This window comes from Roseomonas fluvialis, from assembly GCF_022846615.1.
Lineage (GTDB): Bacteria > Pseudomonadota > Alphaproteobacteria > Acetobacterales > Acetobacteraceae > Neoroseomonas > Neoroseomonas fluvialis.
This window is the reverse complement of the sequence record NZ_AP025637.1, coordinates 3860932-3877717: the sequence shown is the minus strand read 5'-3', so window position 1 is coordinate 3877717 and position 16786 is coordinate 3860932. Positions and strand designations below refer to the sequence as shown.

Genomic DNA, 16786 nt, shown 5'->3' with positions numbered 1-16786 from the left:
TCCAGATCGGATGGACCTCATCTGATCGGGTGAGGATGCTCGCGAAAAAAGCCGAGCGGAAACGGCTCTAGACTGGCCCGCGCGTGATCGCCGTCAGCGGCGCGTTGTAGGTGCGATAGGTCGCCTCGATCCCGGTGATGCCGGCCTTCCCTAACCGCGCGGCGTGCTTCGCGTGGTAAGCCTCGGCCGCCGCGCGGGAGCGGAACAGGTAGATCCCACCCGCGCGCTTTTGCTCGGCCGATTCCGTCCAGATCTTCCACAGCAGGTCGGGCTCGGCGGCGATGTCCTCGGCCAGTGCGCGGATCGCGGCCGCCTGCTCCGGCCCGCCGGGCGGGCGGGCCGGGAAGTCGAAGATGACCAGTGTCGGCGCGTCGGTCACCGGCGCTGCTGCTGCTGCTGCTGCTGCTGCTGGCGCGGCGCCGGCGGCGGGGCGAGCTGCGCCTCGATCTCGACCACGCGGCCGACGTCGAATTGCAGGAAGCAGGCGGCGCGGTCGGCCGGCGCGGTGTCCGTGCGTTCGGGATTGCTGCCGGCGAAATCGCAGCGGCGGTCGCGATACGCCGCCCAGGCCGCCTGCACATCGGCCAGCGCGGCGCGGCGCCCGGGGTCCTGCTGCGTCGCGAGCAGGCGCTCCACCGCGGCGTCGAGGCGCGGCGCGATGGTTGCGCGCTGCGTATCCATGCAGCGCGCCACCAGCGCCACGTCCTGGGACGTGCCGATGCAGCTGCGCATGTTGCGTTCGACCTGCTGGCCGAGGTCGTCCGGGCGCGTTGCCTGCTGGCGTTGCTGTGCCGCTGCCATGCCTGGCAGCAGCACTGCGACGGCGAAGGCGGCCGCGCGCATCACGACGAGGCGACCAGCTTCTGCTGCTGTTCGCCCAGCCCCGCGATGCCGAGCTTCATCACCTGGCCCGCCTTGAGGAAGACTGGCGAGGGCTTCTTGCCGAGCCCCACGCCGGGCGGCGTGCCGGTGAAGATCACGTCGCCCGGATTCAGCGTGATGCACTGGCTGACATAGCCGATGATCTGCTTGACGCCGAAGATCATGGTGCGCGTCGAGCCATCCTGCTGGCGCACGCCGTCGACGTCGCAGAACATCGCGAGGTTCTGCGGGTCGGGCACTTCGTCCTTGGTGACCAGCCAGGGGCCGAGGGGGCCGAAGGTGTCGAAGCCCTTGCCCTTGTCCCAGGCGCCGCCGCGTTCGGCCTGCCATTCGCGTTCGCTCACGTCGTTGCCTACGGCGTAGCCGGCGACGTGGTCCAGCGCCTGGTCCTCGGTCACGTACTTGGCGCGCGTGCCGATGATGATGCACAGCTCGACCTCCCAGTCGGTCTTCACGCTGTGCCGCGGAATGACGACGTCGTCGTTCGGCCCGCAGAGCGCGTTGAGCGACTTGAGGAAGACGATCGGCTCCTTGGGGATGGGCGCGCCGGTCTCGGCGGCGTGGTCGGCGTAGTTGAGCCCGATGCAGACCAGGTTCTTCATGCCGGTCACGGGCGGACCCAGGCGCGGGTTGCCCGCGACCTTGGGCAGCGAGGCAGGATCGATCGCGGCGATCTTCGCGAGCGCGGCGGGTGCCAGCGCATCGCCCGTGAGGTCAGGCACGAAGCCTGACAGATCCCGGATGGCGCCGTCCGAATCCAGCAGTCCGGGTTTTTCCTGCCCGGCGGGTCCGTAGCGCAGCAGCTTCATTGGCGTGTTCCTGACCGTGTCGTTGGCGGCGACACCATGCCAGGGAGAGGCTGCGGCCGGAAGGGCCGCGCCTGCTGTCAGGTCCTTCGAGGCGCCCCGCGCACATGGCCGAACAGCGCGAAGCCGGCGCCGACGAAGCCGAGTGCGACGGCCTGGTTCGGCGGGAGCGCGATCGAACCGTTCCAGATCAGCAGCCCGACCAGCATCGCCAGGCTGCCCAACGACATGAAGGCAGGCATCGCGGCCTCGTCGACGATCCCGGCGAGGATCACCGCACCCATCATTGCAAACAACGGAACGGCGAGTTCAGATCCCATGGTCCAAGGCCTCCCTGCGGCTATCGTTTCTGTTTCTCACAACGTCCAGCCGCCGTCTATGACAATGGCCTGGCCGGTGACGAAGGCGCTTTCCTCTGCGGCGAGGTACACGACCAGGGCGGCCATTTCCTCGGCGGTGGCAAGCCGGCCCATCGCCTGACGTGCAACGAAGGCGGCGCGCGCGGCTTCCAGCGAACCGGCCGCTGCTGCGTTGGTGGCGATGCGTTCGTGCAGCGACGGCGTGTCCACCGTGCCGGGGCACAGGCAATTGCAGCGGATGCCCTGGCCCACATAGTCGGTCGCGATCGACTTGGTCAGGCCGATCACCGCGGCCTTTGTGGTGCCGTACAGGAAGCGGTTCGGCGCGCCCTTCACCGACGAACAGGCCGAGGACATGTTGACGATCGACCCGCGCTTGCGGTCGACCATGCCCGGGATGAAGGCGCGGGCCATCTTCCACATGGCGCGCACGTTCAGCGCGAAGCCGAAATCCCACTCCTCGTCGGTGCAGGTGACGACGCTGTTCTGGTGGACGTACCCGGCGCAGTTGAACAGGACGTCGACCGGGCCGGCTTCCTTCGCGGCGCGTTCCACCGCGGCGTCGTCCAGCACATCGAGCGGCATGTGCGTGATGCCGCGCGCACCCAGGTCGCCCACCTTGTGCGCGTCGCGGTCGGTGGCAATGACGGTCGCACCTTCGGCGGCCATCATCAGGGCGGTGGCGCGGCCGATGCCCTGGCCCGCGGCGGTGACGAAGCAGCGCTTGCCGGCGAGACGTGTGCCCATGTCAGTGATTGTGCCGGCTTTCGCCGCGCGTCTCCAGGATGTTGAGATACAGCGTCGCGGGTTCCAGGCAGCCGCCGGTGCCGAGGCTGCCGACCGAATTGCGGTAGATCTCCTCCCAGGGCGTCTTGTTCAGCAGCTCGGGCGGCTTCCAGGCCGCGCGGCGCGCGGCGAGTTCCTCCGCCGGAATCAGCACATCGACCTTGCGGGTGTTGAGGTCGATGCGGATCGGGTCGCCATCCTTCAGCAGCGCGAGCCCGCCGCCGACTGCCGCTTCCGGCGAGACGTTGAGGATCGACGGCGACCCCGAAGTGCCCGACTGCCGCCCGTCGCCCATGGTGGGCAGCGCGCCGACGCCGCGTTTGATGAGCGCGCCGGGGGGCTGCATGTTCACGACCTCGGCCGCGCCGGGATAGCCGACGGGGCCGCAGTTGCGGATCACCAGTACGGTCTTGTCGTCGATGCCTGAATCCGGGGCCTCGATGCGCGCGTGGTAGTCCTCCGGGCCTTCGAAGACGGCGACCTTGCCTTCGAAGACATCGGGCGGGTCAGACAGGAAGCGGGCGCGGAAGTCCTTGTCGATGACGCTGATCTTCATCACCGCGTTGTCGAACAGATTGCCCGAGAGCACGACGAAGCCCGCGCGTTCCTTCATGGGCTTGGCCAGCGGGCGGATCACCTCGGGGTCGGGGGCAGGGACGGCGGCGAGGTTCTCCGCCAGCGTCTTGCCCGTCACGGTCATCACGTCGCCATGCAGCAGGCCCGCATCGAGCAACTGCTTCATCACCGCCGGGATGCCGCCGGCGCGGAAAAACGCCTCACCGAGGTAGCGCCCGGCCGGCTGGCAATCGACCAGCAGCGGGATGTCGGCGCCGACGCGCTGCCAGTCCTCGACAGTGTGGTTCACGCCCATGTGGCGTGCGACGGCCACCATGTGGACAGGGCAGTTGGACGACGCGCCGATGGCCGAAGCGACCGCGACCGCATTCTCGAAGGCCTTCTGCGTCATGATGTCGGACGGACGGAGATTGGCCTCCACCATCTCGACGATTCGCCGGCCGGTCTCGTAGGCGATCTGCCCGCGCTGGCGATACGGGCCGGGGATGGCGGCGCAGCCGGTCAGCGACATGCCGACCGCCTCGGCCAGCGAATTCATCGACAGCGCCGTGCCCATGGTCGAGCAATGGCCGACGGAGGTCGCACTCGCCGCCACCATCTCGATGAAGGTGTCGTTGTCGATCTCCCCGGCGGCGAGCATTTTTCTCGCCTCCCAAACGATGGTGCCGGAGCCCGCGAGCCGCCCCTTCCACCAGCCATCGAGCATTGGCCCGCCGGACAGGCCGATGGCCGGGATGTTCACCGTGGCCGCGCCCATGAGTTGCGCCGGCGTGGTCTTGTCGCAACCCAGCGTCAGCACAACGCCGTCCATTGGGTAGCCGTGCAGGATCTCGACCAGGCTGAGGTATTGCAGGTTGCGATCCAGCGCGGCGGTCGGGCGCTTCAGCGTTTCCTGCACCGGATGGATCGGGAATTCGAGCGGCACGCCGCCGGCATCGCGGATGCCCGCCTTCACCCGTTCGGCGAGCGCGATGTGGTGGCGGTTGCACGGCGCGATGTCGGAGCCCGTCTGCGCAATGCCGATGATCGGCCGGCCCGACTGCAATTCGCCGCGCGTCATGCCGAAGTTCAGCATGCGTTCGACATAGAGCGAGGTCATGCCGGGGTCGGTAGGGTCGTTGAACCAGCGCTGGCTGCGCAGCCGGAAAGGCCGCTTCGTCTGGTCGTCCGCCGCCATCACGCTTCCCCCGTGGTCGATTTGGGGGAAGCGTGGGTCGCGCCCGGCAGGGCTGTCAACCGTCGGTCGGGTCTCAGGCCGACCTTGGCCGCCGCGGCCCACCGCGGCGCCTGCGGCCAACCTTCGACACTCGGCAAGCGTCAGGGATAGTTGATGTCGGTCAGGTTGCAGGTGTTGATCTGCATGCGGTCGATGTTCTGCCCACCCTCGAGCACGATGCGGATGTCGTTGATGCACTGCCCGTCCGGCAGGCGGACGATGAAGGACTGGCCCGGCGGCAGGACATTGGCGCCGAGGTGATCGCGCCCCCAGTCGCTGACCTGCGACGAGTTCGCGTAGATCTCCATGATCGTCTGGTTCGACCTGTTGTTCAGCCGGAAGGACGGGTCGGTGCTCTGCGCCTGCGCAGCGCCGGCCAGGCCGAGCACGAGGGCGGTGGCCGTGGCGAAGCTGCCGAGGCCGAAGATGGCGCGACGAGTGGTCATGTATGGATTCCGTGAATCGTCGCCCGATCGGCGACCGCCCGGACTGTCGCGGAGGCCGGCTTACCTGACAATGAACCCGTTCAGATAGGCCGCGCGGCTGCCGTCGCGGCCCGCCCTGCGATCGTGATGCCGGCGCCGTGCCCGCGCACCCACGCACGGGGCACCATGCGTCAGCGAGGAAGCCCTGCCCGCCAAGCGCCGGCGGCTTCCTCAAGGACGCACGCTAAGCGCCGGCGGCTTCCTCAAGGAAGCCCTGCACCGTGGCAAACAACGTTCCCCTGTTGCGCTCCATCAGCAGCGTGTGCGTGCCCTCGCCCAGCATGACCAGGCGCTTGCCCGGGCTGTTGGTCAGCAGCGGGAACAGCGCCGCGGCCATCGATGGCGGCGTGTCGCGGTCCCATTCCCCGACCACGAGCAGCGTCGGCGCCGTCACCTTGGACGGGTCCCACCAGGGCCGCCCGGCCTGGCCGTATTCGCGGCTGTCCTGCAGCACGCCGTTGGGCGCGCGCAGCACGGGCGGGTTGCGGCGCAGTCCCTCGGGGTCGGTCGCCCAGGTCACGCCGGCCCAGTGTTCGAACCAGCCAGGCGGGATCAGGGCGGCGCGCTTGGCCTCCGGCACGCCTTCCATCCAGCGCGCGCGGGCCTGCGCCTGCGTCACGGTGCGATAGGCACCGAGGGTGGCGGGCGCGCCTGCCGCCGCGGGGCTTGGCCCGTCGCGCAGCCAGGGGGGGGCGACCAGCACCAGGCGCTCGACGGTGGTCGGGCTGTCGGCGGCGAAGCGGCCCATCAGCGTGCTGCCCCAGGACCAGCCCATGTGGATGATGCGCGGCGTGTTGCGGTGTTGGCGGATGAAGCCCGCCACGGCCGAGATGTCGGCCAGCGCCGTGGTGCCGCGCACGATCGGTGCATTGGCCTCGGGCGGCTGCGCCATCTCGGGCGGGCGCGTGGAGCGCCCATAGCCGCGGATGTCCATGCACCACACGTCGAAGCCGCGCCCGGCGATGTAGTCCATCCAGGACAGCCCGCCCAGCGGCACGTCGAAGGCGGTATGCGCCGGATAGGTCGCGCCGTGCACGAACAGCAGCACCCGCTGCGGCACGAAGGCGGTCAGCGTGTTCGGCCGCTTGTTGCGCACGAACAGTTCGATCCCCGGGTCGCCGGAGGGGACCATGAATTCCTCGGTGATGATCTCGACCGCTTGCGCCTGCGCCTGGGCGGCGATGATGGGCGCGGCAAGGACAGGGGTCGCGATCAGGGCGCGTCGGTGCATGGCGGCCTCGGTGCAATGGTTGCCCCCTAGATAGCGCGGCCGTTGGCGATGCGCACCGTCCCGGTCTATGGGGGCCGCATGGACGCCGGGAGCATGGCGGCGGCGGGGCCTCCCGTGCGCCGGGATTGGCGCGCCGAGGCGCTGGCGACCTTGCGACTCGCCGGACCGATCGTGTTGACCAACCTGTCGCAGATGGCGCTGGCGCTGACCGAGACCATCCTGCTGGGGCGCCTCAGCACCGATGCGCTGGCCGCCGGCATGCTGGCGGTCAGCCTGCATTTCGCCCTGCTCGCGCCGGGCTTCGGCTTGGCGCTGGCGGCGGCACCGCTGCAGGCCCAGGCGTGCGGGGCAGGGCGTTTGCCGGGAGTGGCGGCGCGTGGCTGGGTGCGCGCCGTGCGGCGCGCCACGCGCGCGGCCTTGTGGGCCTGCGCCATCATGCTGCTGCCGACCTGGGCATTGCTGTGGGAATCGGCGGGGGTGCTGCGCGCGCTGGGGCAGGACCCGGCGCTCGCGGCGCTGGCGCAGGACTACACCCGGGCTGCGATGTTCGGCATGCCGGGCTTCTGCGGCTTCGTCGTGCTGCGCGGCTTCCTGGCGGCGATGGAGCGGCCCGCGGCCGCGATGTGGGTGGCCTTCGGCGCCGTCGCGCTAAACCTGCCGCTGGCCTGGCTGCTGATCTTCCCGGCCGGACTCGGTGTGCTCGGCGCGGGGCTGGCGATCGCGATCGCCAATATCGGCATGCTGCTGGCGCTGGTCGTGCTCATTCGGCGCGACCGCGTGTTCCGCCGTTTCCGCCTTTTCGGGCGCGTCTGGCGGGTGGATGGGCCGCGGCTGCGGGAGGTCTTCGTGGTGGGCCTGCCGATCGCCGGCGTGATGCTGCTCGAGATCGGGGTCTTCACCGCGGCGGCCTTCGCGATGGGCTGGTTCGGCACGGTGGCGGTGGCGGCGCATGCCATCGCGATCCAGACGGCGTCCGCCACCTTCATGGTGCCGATGGGCATCGGCCAGGCGGCAACGGCGCGGGTAGGGCTCGCGATCGGCGCTGGGGACCCGCGCGGCGCGCAGCGCGCGGGTTGGGTGGCGGTGACGCTGGGTGCGGCCTTCATGGCGACGATGGCGCTGCTGCTGGTGACCACGGCGCCGGCCATCGCGCGGATGTTCCTCGATCCCGCCGATCCGCAATCGGCGGCGGTGGCGGCCCTCGGCGCCACGCTGCTGATGATCGCCGGTGCGTTCCAGATGGGCGACGGCATCCAGGTGGTGGCGGCGGGCGCCTTGCGCGGGCTGAAGGATACGCGGGTGCCGATGCTGTTCGCCGCCCTCGGCTACTGGGGGATCGGCCTGCCCTTCGGCCTGCTGGTCGCGCGCTACGGCGGGCTTGGGCCGCAGGGGGTATGGATCGGGCTTGGCGTCGGTCTCGCGCTGGTGGCGGGCATGATGCTGTTGCGCTGGCGGCGGCTGTCAGCCGCCGCCGCGCAGGAAGTTAGTCGCTCTCCGGCGGGATGACGTTGGTGTCGAGCCCCTCGACCAGCACGTCGCGCATGGTCTCGGCGGCCTTCAGGCGGATGTCGTCCCACGCCTCGGGCGTGTGGAAGGCGATGTGCGGACAGATGATGAGGCGGCCGGTCAGCCAGTCCTCGCGGTCGCGATAGGCGCGCAGCAGGGACGGGATGGGTTCGACCGGCGGTTCGACCGGGATCACGTCGAGCCCGGCCGCGGCGACGTGGCCTTCGCGCATCACGCGCTCCAGCGCATCGATATCCAGGATCGGGCCGCGCGCGGTGTTGATGACGACGGCGTTCTGCGGCAGCAGGCGCAGTTCGCGTTCGCCCACCAGGCCGCGCGTGGTGCGCGTGAGCGGGCAATGGATGGACAGCACATCGGCCTGCGCCAGCATCTCGTCCATCGTGCGGCAGCGCGCAACACCGATCGCGCGGTCGGCACCATTGGGCAGCGCGGGGTCGTAGAACACCACGCGATAGCCCAGCGCCTTGGCGCGCAGCGCGGCGGCCGTGCCGATGCGCCCGAGGCCGAGGATGCCGAAGGTCTGCACCTCCTGCCGGCGCACGGCCGGATGCGGCATGACACCCCAGCGCGCCGGGTCGGGGCCGCGCTGGGTGTCGTGGTACAGCGTCAGGCCGCGGCGCAGCGCGAGCGCCATCAGCACGGCGAATTCCGCGACTTCCTGCGTGCCGTAGTCGGGCACGTTGCAGACCTTGATGCCGCGCGCGGCCGCTGCGGCGCGATCCACGCGGTCGTAGCCAACACCCATGCGGATGATGACGCGCAGCTTGGGGAAGCGGGCGATCTGGTCGGCCGGCACCGCCATGCGCAGCGTCATCAGCGCATCGGCCTGCTGGCACGTCTCGTCGGGCAGTTCCACGAGCGACGCCTTGCACGCGCCCTGCAGGATGCGCACCGAGGGCCCCATGATCCGCTGTTCGAGCGCGGTATCGGGATAGAGCCCCTCAGGCTCGAGCACGGTCAGCGTCACGTGGTGTCCTCCGCAGGTGCGGCGGAGGATGCGAGGCGCGGGGCGGGGCTGCAACCCCGCCCGGTCAGCGTGCCGGGCAGCGCCAGGTGCCGGTGACCGAGATCGCCTCGGTGTCGGGCAACCGGTTGTGCGGAATCTGCTGCACCAGGCCAGTTGCGCGGAAGTGGCCGCCCATGCCGTCGGCGTCGATCCGGACGCTGCCGGCGCTGGGTGGATCGGTCTCGGCGATGCTGCGTTCCCAACGGCCTTCCGGCGTGCCGACGCTGATGGTGAAGGCGCGGCCGAGCAGGACCGGGCCCGGCGTCTCCAGCGCACCGGCACGCGGCAGCACGTCGAGCGTGAACCCGGATTGCGGGCCAAAGGGCACCCATTCCGGTGCGAGCCCCACTGCGACACCGTCGAAGCGTGGCGCGAAGAACACCGTGTAGCCATGCGCGACATTGGGCGGGTCGGTGCGCGGCACGGACGGGTCGCGGCCGTCGGGGTGGTGGGTACGCACCGGCATGAGGCAGCGATGGAACGCGTCCGCGGCGTGCGTCAGGACGACGCCGCGGCGCTCGACCCGGCCGCTGATGTCGAAGGCGACATGCAGGCTGCCGTCGGGCGGCGGGGGCGCGGCGCAGCCGGCGCAGGCGAGCACGACTGCCGCGCCGCGCCAGGCGGCCGGGGAGGGACGATGATTCTCCCCGGCCCGGCGCATCAGAACATCGCCGTCGGCGCCACGGTCGAACCCGATCCGCCCTGCACCTTGAGCGGCTGCATCATGAAGGCGAATTCCTTCTGCGGACGCTGCGCGAGCTCGTCGAGCTTCATGTTCTCGAGCAGGTGCACCCCATGCACCACCAGCGCGATCTGGTGCACCGGCAGCGAGGCCTGCGGCATGGTTTTGGAGGGCGCGCATTCCACCGGCCAGTTGTCGGCGCCCATCAGGATCGGGTTGCGCGCAATGATCCATTCGGCGGCGGCGGTGCCGATGCCCGGGCAGGTGCGCACGTAGCGCGCATTGTCGCGCCCCCACAGCGTGCCCCAGCCGGTGTGGATGATGACCGCGTCGCCCTCCTGCACCTGGCTGTTCTGCCGGCGCAGCGCCTCCTCGAGGTCCGCCACCGTGATCTCGTAGTCATCGGGCAGCACCGGCACGCCTTTCGCACCCGCCACGTCGATCAGCAGGCCGCGCGTGAAGACGGTGCCGATGGTGTGCACGCCCATCTCGGTGAAGCCGCCGCGCGAGCTTATCGAGGGCAGGTTGACACAGTTGTACACCTCGTCGCCGATGGTCTGGTGCGGGAAGGCGTCGAGCTGCGTGCCGACCTGGCCGATCTCGGTGATGACGATCTCCTCGTTCGACCCGCGGCGGTTCGCCTCGGGGTTCATGAAGGTGCGCTTGGTGTGCAGGTCGAAGCGGCGCGTACCGAAGAAGGGCATGGTGGGCGCGAGGGTGTGGCCGAGTTCGACACTCTCCCCGGTGCGGATCAGCCGTGCGGCGGCCTGTGCGCGCGCCGGCGTCTGCAGGTTCATCGAACCACGTCGGTCGGCCGCACCCCAGCGCGAGGGGCAGCGCTGCGCGGCGGTGGGCGGGGACCAGGTCTGCTGCGCCTGGACCGGCGTTGCCGTCAGTCCCATATGCGCCCCGCCGCAAGCGAGGCACGCCGCGCCGAACAGGCCGCGGCGCGAGAGCGTCTTCATGGCGTTCCATCCCTTGTTATAGTGTTTCGTGGCGACGCTCGTCGCCACGGCAGGATGGCACGGCGCTGGGAGAGAATGCGATGACGGAGCGGAACATTCTCGTGACAGGCGCGGCAAGCGGGATCGGCGCGGCCTGCTGTCGCGCGCTGGCTGCGCCGGGTGTGGGCATCGTGGTGCACACCCGCGGCAACCGCGAAGGCGCGGCGCGGACCGCCGCCGCGGTGCGCGAGCGCGGCGGGCAGGCGCACGAGATCTTCGGCGACCTCAGCGATGCCGGTGCGCCGGAACGCGCGGTGGAGGATGCCGCGGCGCTGCTCGGCGGCCTCGATGTCGTGGTGTCGAATGCGGGTTTCGCCGACCGCACGCCGGTCGCGACGCTGACTGATGCCGGCTTCGCGAAAAGTCACGACGCGATCGCGCTGGCCTTCCTGCGCATCGCGCGCGCGGCGGGGCCGGTGCTGCGGCAGGGGCGCGACCCGCGGCTGATCGCCATCTCCTCCTTCGTGGCGCACCTGTTCCGCAATGACGTCACGATCTTCCCCGCCTCCGCCGCCGCCAAGGCCGCGACCGAGGCGCTGGTCAAGGCGATCGCACTGGAATGGGCGCCGGCGGTGACGGTGAATGCGGTGGCACCAGGTTATACCCAGAAGGACCCGGGCACGCATGCCGCGCTGGATGCCGCGCAGTGGGAGGCGATCGCGGCGCGCATCCCGATGAAGCGGCTGGGCCAGCCGGCGGATGTGGCGGCGGCGGTGGCGTTCCTCGCTTCGCCCGGCGCGGGCTATGTCACGGGGCAGGTGATCCATGTCAGCGGCGGGGTCGTGAACTGATGCTGCGTCGCGCGCTGTCGCTGGCGCTGCTGGCCCTGGGTGTGTTGCCGGCTCCGCCGGCAGCGGCCCAGGACCAGGGCGCGGTGCATGGCGGGCCGGTGCGCGCTCTCGCAGCGGCACCTGGCGCGCTCGCCTCGGCGGGGTTCGACCAGTCGGTGATCTTCTGGAACCTGGCCGATGGGCGTGCGCGGGCGGTGGTGCGCTGGCATGCGGGGGCGGTGAATGCGCTGGCCGCACTGCCCGGGGGCGGCATCGCCTCGGGCGGGGAGGATGGGCGCATCGCGATCTGGCCGGCCGACCCGCGCGGCGGCACGCCGCTGCGGGTGCTCGAAGGGCATGACGCGCCGGTGGCGGGGCTGGCGTTCGGTGAAGGTGTGCTGGCCTCCGCGGCGTGGGATGGCACGGTCCGGCTGTGGCAGGACGGGGCCGCGCCGCGCGTGCTGGAAGGCCACCGCGGCAACGTCAACGCCGTGGTGTTCCGTGCCGACGGCGTGGCGGTGAGTGCCGGCTTCGACGGCACGCTGCGCGCCTGGCGCGCGGACGGGACGGCTGATGTACTCGCGGAATTCGGCCTGCCGCGTAACGCGCTGGCGGCGCTGGCGGATGGTGGCCTGGCGGTGGGCGGCGTGGATGGCGCGGTGCATGTCGTGGCGGCTGGCGGCGCGGTGCGGGAGGTGTTCTCCGGCGCGCGGCCGATCGTGGCACTGGCGGCGAATGCGTCGGGAACGCTGCTGGCGGCAGCTGGGCTTGGTGGGTCCGTCGCCGTGATCGGCCTGCCCGAGGGACGGTTGCTGCACACGCTCGACGGCCCGGGCACGCCGGTCTGGTCTGCGGTGTTCGACGCGGATGGACGCACGCTGTGGACCGGCGGTGCGGATCGGCGCGTGCGGCGCTGGGATGCGCTGGCGGGGCGCGCGCTCGGGCCGATTGGCGAGGCGGGCGAGGCTGCGCCGCGCGAGGGTCTCGATGCGCATGGCGCGCGCGTGTTCCGCGCGTGCTCGGCCTGCCACGCGCTGACGGCGGAGGGCGGCAACATGGCGGGGCCGCATCTGCACGGGCTGTTCGGGCGCCGCATGGGCGCCGTGGCCGGCTATTCCTATTCGGAACGCCTCGCGCGCGGGGACATCACCTGGACGCGCGAGAGTGTCGCGGACCTGTTCACCCGCGGGCCGGATGTCGTGACGCCGGGCACCAAGATGCCGGTGCAGCGCGTCGACAATGCCGAGGACCTGGCCGCGCTGCTGCGCTTTCTGGAGCAGGCGACGCGCTGATCAGCGCGTGCCGACCAGCCGGCCCTGCGCGTCGTAGCGCCGGATATTGCCGGCGCTGTCGCGTTCCGTGGTGCCGGACAGGCGGCCCTGCGCGTCGTAGTGGCGCACCGTTCCGTTCGAACCGCGTTCGGAGGTGCCCGACAGCCTGCCCTGCTGGTCGTAGCGGCGGACCTGGCCATTGGCGCCGCGCTCAGCGGTGCCGGAGAGCCGGCCCTGCTGGTCGTAGCTGCGCACCTGGCCGTTGCTGCCGACCTGGCTCTGGCCGACCAGGCGCCCTGCCGAATCGTAGCGATAGACGTTGTTGCCGCTGCGCACGGTCGACCCGGCGATGCGGCCCTGCGCGTCGTAGTGGTATTGCGTCTGTGCCTGCGCCGGCGCAGCGGCCAGCAGCGGCAGAAGAAGCACTCCGAGCAGGCGCTTCATGGCGCGGCATCCTTCCCGACCTGATGATCATGCGCCCTCCGGCGTGATCTGTCACCGAAATGGATCACGGCAGCAGGCGATGGATCGTGACCTGGCGCACCATCCGGTCCTCGAGTTCCAGCGTGGTCGGCACCGCGTGGCGGACAAGCGGTTGCAGGCCATCCCGCGGCAGGTAGGCGCGGCCCGGATCGGCGAGCAGCACCTCGGCCCCCGCCGCCGCCATGGCGCGCAGCCAGGGCAGGATATGCGCGGTCATCGGCGCCTCGTAGCAGACATCGCCGGCGAGGATGACGTCCCAGCGGCAGGGGGCGCCCACGACGTCGCCCTCGGGGGTGGCAACCTGCACGCCGTTCAGCGCGGCATTCAGCCGCACGGCCGCCAGCGCGAGGGGATCGATCTCGGCGGCTTCGACCAGCACCGCGCCGGCGCGCGCGGCACCGATGGCGGCGATGCCGCAACCGGCCGCGAAATCCAGCACGCGCTTGCCCGCGACCCGCGCCGGTTCATCGAGCAGCAGCCGCGCCGTCGCCTGCCCGCCGGGCCACGCGAAGGCCCAGAAAGGCGGCTCGATGTTGCGCTCGGCCAGCCAGGATTCGGTGGCCTGCCAGATCGGCGTGATCTCGGTGGCGAGGTGCAGGGCGATCTCGGGCACCAGCGGTGCGTGGGCGATCGTGGTGTGGGCGCGGACGAAGTCCTCGGGGCTCACAGGCGGCCGATCAGGAAGGCCGCCGCCACCGCCAGGCCGACATCGCGGTTCGCCTTGAACAGGCGCAGGCACAGGGCCGGGTCGCGAATGTCGAGCTGCACCACCTGCCGCGCGAGCAATGCCGCGGGCAGCAGCAGCGCCGGGGCGAACCACCAGGACAGTCCCGCCAGCAGCCCGGCCAGCGCCAGCAGCGCGAGCGTGGCGCCGTAGCAGGCCACCAGGAAGGGCCGCGTGCGATCCCCGAAGCGCAGTGCGGTGGAGCGGATGCCCACCATCGCGTCGTCCTCGCGGTCCTGATGCGCGTAGATCGTGTCGTAGCCCAGGATCCAGAAGAATCCCGCCGCCCATAGCGCGAAGGCCGCGGCGTCGAGCCCGCCCGTCGCCGCCGCATAGCCGGTCGGCGCCGCCCAGGAGAACACCAGCCCCAGCACCGCCTGCGGCCAGTCGGTCACGCGCTTGGCCAGCGGATAGAGCGCGATCGGGACCAGCGACAGCACGCCCAGCAGGATTGCGCTCCAGGGCAGTTGCAGCAGGATCAGGAAGGAGACAGCCAGCAGCGCCAGCAACAGGGCAAGCGCCTGGCGTGGCGTCACCGCGCCCGAGGCGAGCGGGCGTCCGGCCGTGCGTTCCACCTGGCGGTCGATGTCGCGGTCCCACAGGTCGTTCACCACGCAGCCCGCGCCGCGCATCAGCACCGCCCCCAGGCCGAACAGAAAGGTGAGCCACAGCCCCCGGCCCCAGGACGGCGCAGCCAGCGCGAAGGCCCAGAAGCCCGGCAGCACCAGCAGCCAGGACCCGATCGGGCGATCCAGGCGCATCAGCAGCGCATAGGGGCGCCAGCCCTGCGGCAGGCGCGCGACCCAGCCGCCGGCGCGTATGTCGGTGTATCCGCTCACGCGCCGTATAAGGGGCAGGGAGGCCCGCCATGTCCACCCCGCGACTCTTCCTCGATGCGCCATTGACCGAAGGTGCGGAACTGCCGGGCACGCCCGCGCAGGCGCATCACCTGGGAACGGTGCTGCGGCGCGGCGCGGGCGATGCGGTGGTGGTGTTCAATGCGCGGGACGGCGCATACGCCGCGACCATCGCCGCCTTGCGCAAGGAGCGCTGCGCCCTGGCGCTGGGCCCGCGCATCCGCGCCCCGGCACTCGAACCCGACCTGCGCCTGGTGGTCGCCGCGCTGAAGCGCGATGCGCTCGACTGGGTGGTGGAGAAGGCGACCGAACTGGGCGTGGCCAGCATCCAGCCGGTGACGACGCGGCGCAGCGTGGTGGACCGCGTGAACACCGACCGGCTCGCCGCCATCGCGCGCGGCGCCGCCGAGCAATGCGAGAGGCTGTCGGTACCGGTGGTGCATCCGGCCGCGCCGCTGCGCGCCGTGCTCGATGCCTGGGACGGCGCGCCACTGCTGGTCGCCGCCGAACGCCGCGGCGCCGCGCCGATCCGTGACATTGCCGCGACGATGCGCCTGCCCTGCGGATGGCTCGTTGGCCCCGAGGGTGGTTTCGATCCTGCTGAACTTGACGACGCGACCCGTCATGCCTTTGTTACCGCCGTCGCCCTCGGCCCCCGCATCCTGCGGGCGGAGACGGCGGCGGTGGCGGGCCTTGCCGTGCTGCAGGCACTGGCGGGGGATTGGACCGCGACCTGAAGGCGCCGCGTCCTGCGGCGTTCGTGGAAGGGCTGCATGTCGAATCCCGGCGAGTCGGATCCCACGCCGATCACATCGGCGCGCCAGTTGTCCGGCTGGTTCGCCGCCGGCAGCAAGCCGCGCGATGCCTGGCGCATCGGCACCGAGCACGAGAAGTTCGGCTTCCGCCGCGACGACCTGGTACCGCCGCCCTACGAACCCGGCGGCATCCGCGCCATGCTGGAAGGGCTGACGGCATTCGGCTGGGAACCCATCCTGGATCGCGGCAACCCGATTGGGCTGAAGCGCGGGGAGGCATCGGTTTCGCTGGAACCGGGCGGACAGTTCGAATTGTCCGGCGCCCCGCTGCTGACGCTGCACGAAACGCATGCCGAGACCGCTGCGCATCTCGATGAGGTGCGCCGCGTCGCGGAACCGCTCGGCCTCGGCTTCGCGCCGCTCGGCTTCCATCCGCTGGCCAGGCGCGAAGACATGCCGTGGATGCCCAAGGGCCGCTACGCGATCATGCGGCAGTACATGCCGCGCGTGGGCGCCATGGGCCTCGACATGATGCTGCGCACCTGCACGGTGCAGGTGAATCTCGACTTCGGCGACGAGGCCGACATGGTCGAGAAGCTGCGCGTGTCGCTCGCGCTGCAGCCGCTGGCGACGGCGCTGTTTGCCAATTCGCCCTTCATGGAAGGCAAGCCGAACGGCTACCGGACGCTGCGCGGCAAGGTCTGGACCGACACCGACCCCGACCGCACCGGCATCCCGGCCGTGGCCTTCGAGGACGGCTTCGGCTTCGAGCGCTTCGCCGACTGGGTGCTCGACGTGCCGATGTATTTCATCATGCGCGAGGGGCAGTACATCGACGCCGCGGGCATCCCGTTCCGTGCCTTCATGGAAGGGCGGGCCGAGGCGCTGCGCGGCCACACCGCGACGATGGGCGATTGGGCCGACCACGTCACCACCGTGTTCACCGACGTGCGGCTGAAGCGGTTTCTGGAGATGCGCGGCGCCGATGCCGGCGCGCCGGCCTACCTGACCGGGTTGCCGGCCTTCTGGGTTGGGCTGCTGTATGACGACGCCGCGCAGAAGGCGGCGCGGGCACTGACGGCCGGGTGGTCGGTCGACGAGATCCGCGCGCTGCGCAACGCCGTGCCGGCGCAGGCGCTGACCGCGACCATCGCCGGGCGGTCCCTGCAGGACGTCGCGCGCGACGTGCTCGCCATCGCGCGGGACGGGCTGAAGGCGCGCGGCCTGGGCGAGGAGATGCACCTCGACCCGGTGGATGCCATCGTGGCCACGGGGCAGACCCAGGCGGACCGCTGGCTCGACCGCTGCGCGCGGGTCTGGGGCGGGGACGTGTCGCGGATCTTCGGCGAGGCGGCGGTATAGCGGG

The 16786-nt window shown here is 71.1% G+C and carries 19 protein-coding genes; 5 read left to right on the top strand and 14 right to left on the bottom strand.

The window, feature by feature from the left end; genetic code table 11:
- Positions 1–67: 67 nt before the first annotated feature.
- The 8 genes from MWM08_RS18650 to MWM08_RS18615 all read right to left on the bottom strand — a co-directional run bounded on the left by MWM08_RS18650 (position 68) and on the right by MWM08_RS18615 (position 6341).
- A complete protein-coding gene (locus MWM08_RS18650; RefSeq protein WP_244408005.1) occupies positions 68–379 on the bottom strand; it encodes a YdhR family protein in 312 nt (103 codons plus the stop codon).
- The gene (locus tag MWM08_RS18645; protein WP_244408004.1) at positions 376–843 is read right to left on the bottom strand and encodes a lysozyme inhibitor LprI family protein; all 468 of its coding nucleotides are present in this window, start codon (positions 841–843) and stop codon (positions 376–378) included. Before MWM08_RS18645 ends, MWM08_RS18650 begins: the two co-directional genes overlap by 4 nt.
- Positions 843–1691 carry a fumarylacetoacetate hydrolase family protein gene (locus MWM08_RS18640; protein WP_244408003.1) on the bottom strand — a complete coding sequence of 283 codons (849 nt, stop codon included), beginning with the start codon at positions 1689–1691 and terminating at the stop codon, positions 843–845. Before MWM08_RS18640 ends, MWM08_RS18645 begins: the two co-directional genes overlap by 1 nt.
- A 77-nt stretch (positions 1692–1768) precedes the next feature.
- Complete coding sequence (locus tag MWM08_RS18635) at positions 1769–2008, bottom strand: hypothetical protein (protein WP_244408002.1); 240 nt, start codon at positions 2006–2008, stop codon at positions 1769–1771.
- 36 nt (positions 2009–2044) lie between these two features.
- Positions 2045–2794, bottom strand: coding sequence for an SDR family oxidoreductase (locus tag MWM08_RS18630; protein WP_244408001.1), 750 nt, complete (start codon positions 2792–2794; stop codon positions 2045–2047).
- Position 2795: 1 nt separating this feature from the next.
- Positions 2796–4586, bottom strand: coding sequence for an IlvD/Edd family dehydratase (locus MWM08_RS18625; protein WP_244408000.1), 1791 nt, complete (start codon positions 4584–4586; stop codon positions 2796–2798).
- A 140-nt stretch (positions 4587–4726) separates the two neighbouring features.
- Positions 4727–5071, bottom strand: coding sequence for a hypothetical protein (locus tag MWM08_RS18620; protein ID WP_244407999.1), 345 nt, complete (start codon positions 5069–5071; stop codon positions 4727–4729).
- Positions 5072–5294: 223 nt separating this feature from the next.
- Positions 5295–6341, bottom strand: a complete 1047-nt coding sequence (locus MWM08_RS18615) for an alpha/beta hydrolase (protein ID WP_244407998.1) — start codon at positions 6339–6341, stop codon at positions 5295–5297.
- A gap of 78 nt (positions 6342–6419) precedes the next feature.
- Here MWM08_RS18615 and MWM08_RS18610 point away from each other — a divergent pair, with 78 nt between their 5' ends.
- Complete coding sequence (locus tag MWM08_RS18610) at positions 6420–7847, top strand: MATE family efflux transporter (protein ID WP_244407997.1); 1428 nt, start codon at positions 6420–6422, stop codon at positions 7845–7847.
- On the opposite strand, the gene MWM08_RS18605 is transcribed toward MWM08_RS18610, so the two are convergent.
- The 3 genes from MWM08_RS18605 to MWM08_RS18595 form a co-directional block, all read right to left on the bottom strand.
- Complete coding sequence (locus tag MWM08_RS18605) at positions 7825–8835, bottom strand: NAD(P)-dependent oxidoreductase (RefSeq protein WP_244407996.1); 1011 nt, start codon at positions 8833–8835, stop codon at positions 7825–7827. The genes MWM08_RS18610 and MWM08_RS18605 overlap by 23 nt on opposite strands.
- 64 nt (positions 8836–8899) lie before the next feature.
- Positions 8900–9535 carry a hypothetical protein gene (locus MWM08_RS18600; RefSeq protein WP_244407995.1) on the bottom strand — a complete coding sequence of 212 codons (636 nt, stop codon included), beginning with the start codon at positions 9533–9535 and terminating at the stop codon, positions 8900–8902.
- On the bottom strand, positions 9535–10521 hold the full coding sequence (locus tag MWM08_RS18595) for a cyclase family protein (protein WP_244407994.1): 987 nt from the start codon (positions 10519–10521) through the stop codon (positions 9535–9537). Before MWM08_RS18595 ends, MWM08_RS18600 begins: the two co-directional genes overlap by 1 nt.
- A gap of 80 nt (positions 10522–10601) precedes the next feature.
- Here MWM08_RS18595 and MWM08_RS18590 point away from each other — a divergent pair, with 80 nt between their 5' ends.
- Both MWM08_RS18590 and MWM08_RS18585 read left to right on the top strand, forming a co-directional pair.
- Complete coding sequence (locus MWM08_RS18590; RefSeq protein ID WP_244407993.1) at positions 10602–11351, top strand: SDR family NAD(P)-dependent oxidoreductase; 750 nt, start codon at positions 10602–10604, stop codon at positions 11349–11351.
- Positions 11351–12622 (top strand): c-type cytochrome, encoded by a 1272-nt coding sequence (locus tag MWM08_RS18585; protein WP_244407992.1) that lies wholly within the window; start codon positions 11351–11353, stop codon positions 12620–12622. Before MWM08_RS18590 ends, MWM08_RS18585 begins: the two co-directional genes overlap by 1 nt.
- Here MWM08_RS18585 and MWM08_RS18580 read toward each other — a convergent pair whose 3' ends face one another.
- The 3 genes from MWM08_RS18580 to ubiA all read right to left on the bottom strand — a co-directional run bounded on the left by MWM08_RS18580 (position 12623) and on the right by ubiA (position 14647).
- Entirely contained in the window at positions 12623–13045 is a 423-nt protein-coding gene (locus MWM08_RS18580) for a type IV secretion protein Rhs (RefSeq protein ID WP_244407991.1), read from the bottom strand.
- Positions 13046–13109: 64 nt separating this feature from the next.
- The gene (locus tag MWM08_RS18575) at positions 13110–13751 is read right to left on the bottom strand and encodes a class I SAM-dependent methyltransferase (protein ID WP_244407990.1); all 642 of its coding nucleotides are present in this window, start codon (positions 13749–13751) and stop codon (positions 13110–13112) included.
- A complete protein-coding gene (gene ubiA / locus MWM08_RS18570) occupies positions 13748–14647 on the bottom strand; it encodes a 4-hydroxybenzoate octaprenyltransferase (protein WP_244407989.1) in 900 nt (299 codons plus the stop codon). Before ubiA ends, MWM08_RS18575 begins: the two co-directional genes overlap by 4 nt.
- A 29-nt stretch (positions 14648–14676) precedes the next feature.
- Between ubiA and MWM08_RS18565 the strand changes: the two genes are divergently transcribed.
- Together MWM08_RS18565 and MWM08_RS18560 are read left to right on the top strand one after the other, a co-directional pair.
- Complete coding sequence (locus MWM08_RS18565) at positions 14677–15402, top strand: 16S rRNA (uracil(1498)-N(3))-methyltransferase (protein WP_244407988.1); 726 nt, start codon at positions 14677–14679, stop codon at positions 15400–15402.
- Positions 15403–15438: 36 nt separating this feature from the next.
- A complete protein-coding gene (locus MWM08_RS18560) occupies positions 15439–16782 on the top strand; it encodes a glutamate--cysteine ligase (RefSeq protein ID WP_244407987.1) in 1344 nt (447 codons plus the stop codon).
- The last annotated feature ends 4 nt before the right edge of the window (positions 16783–16786 follow it).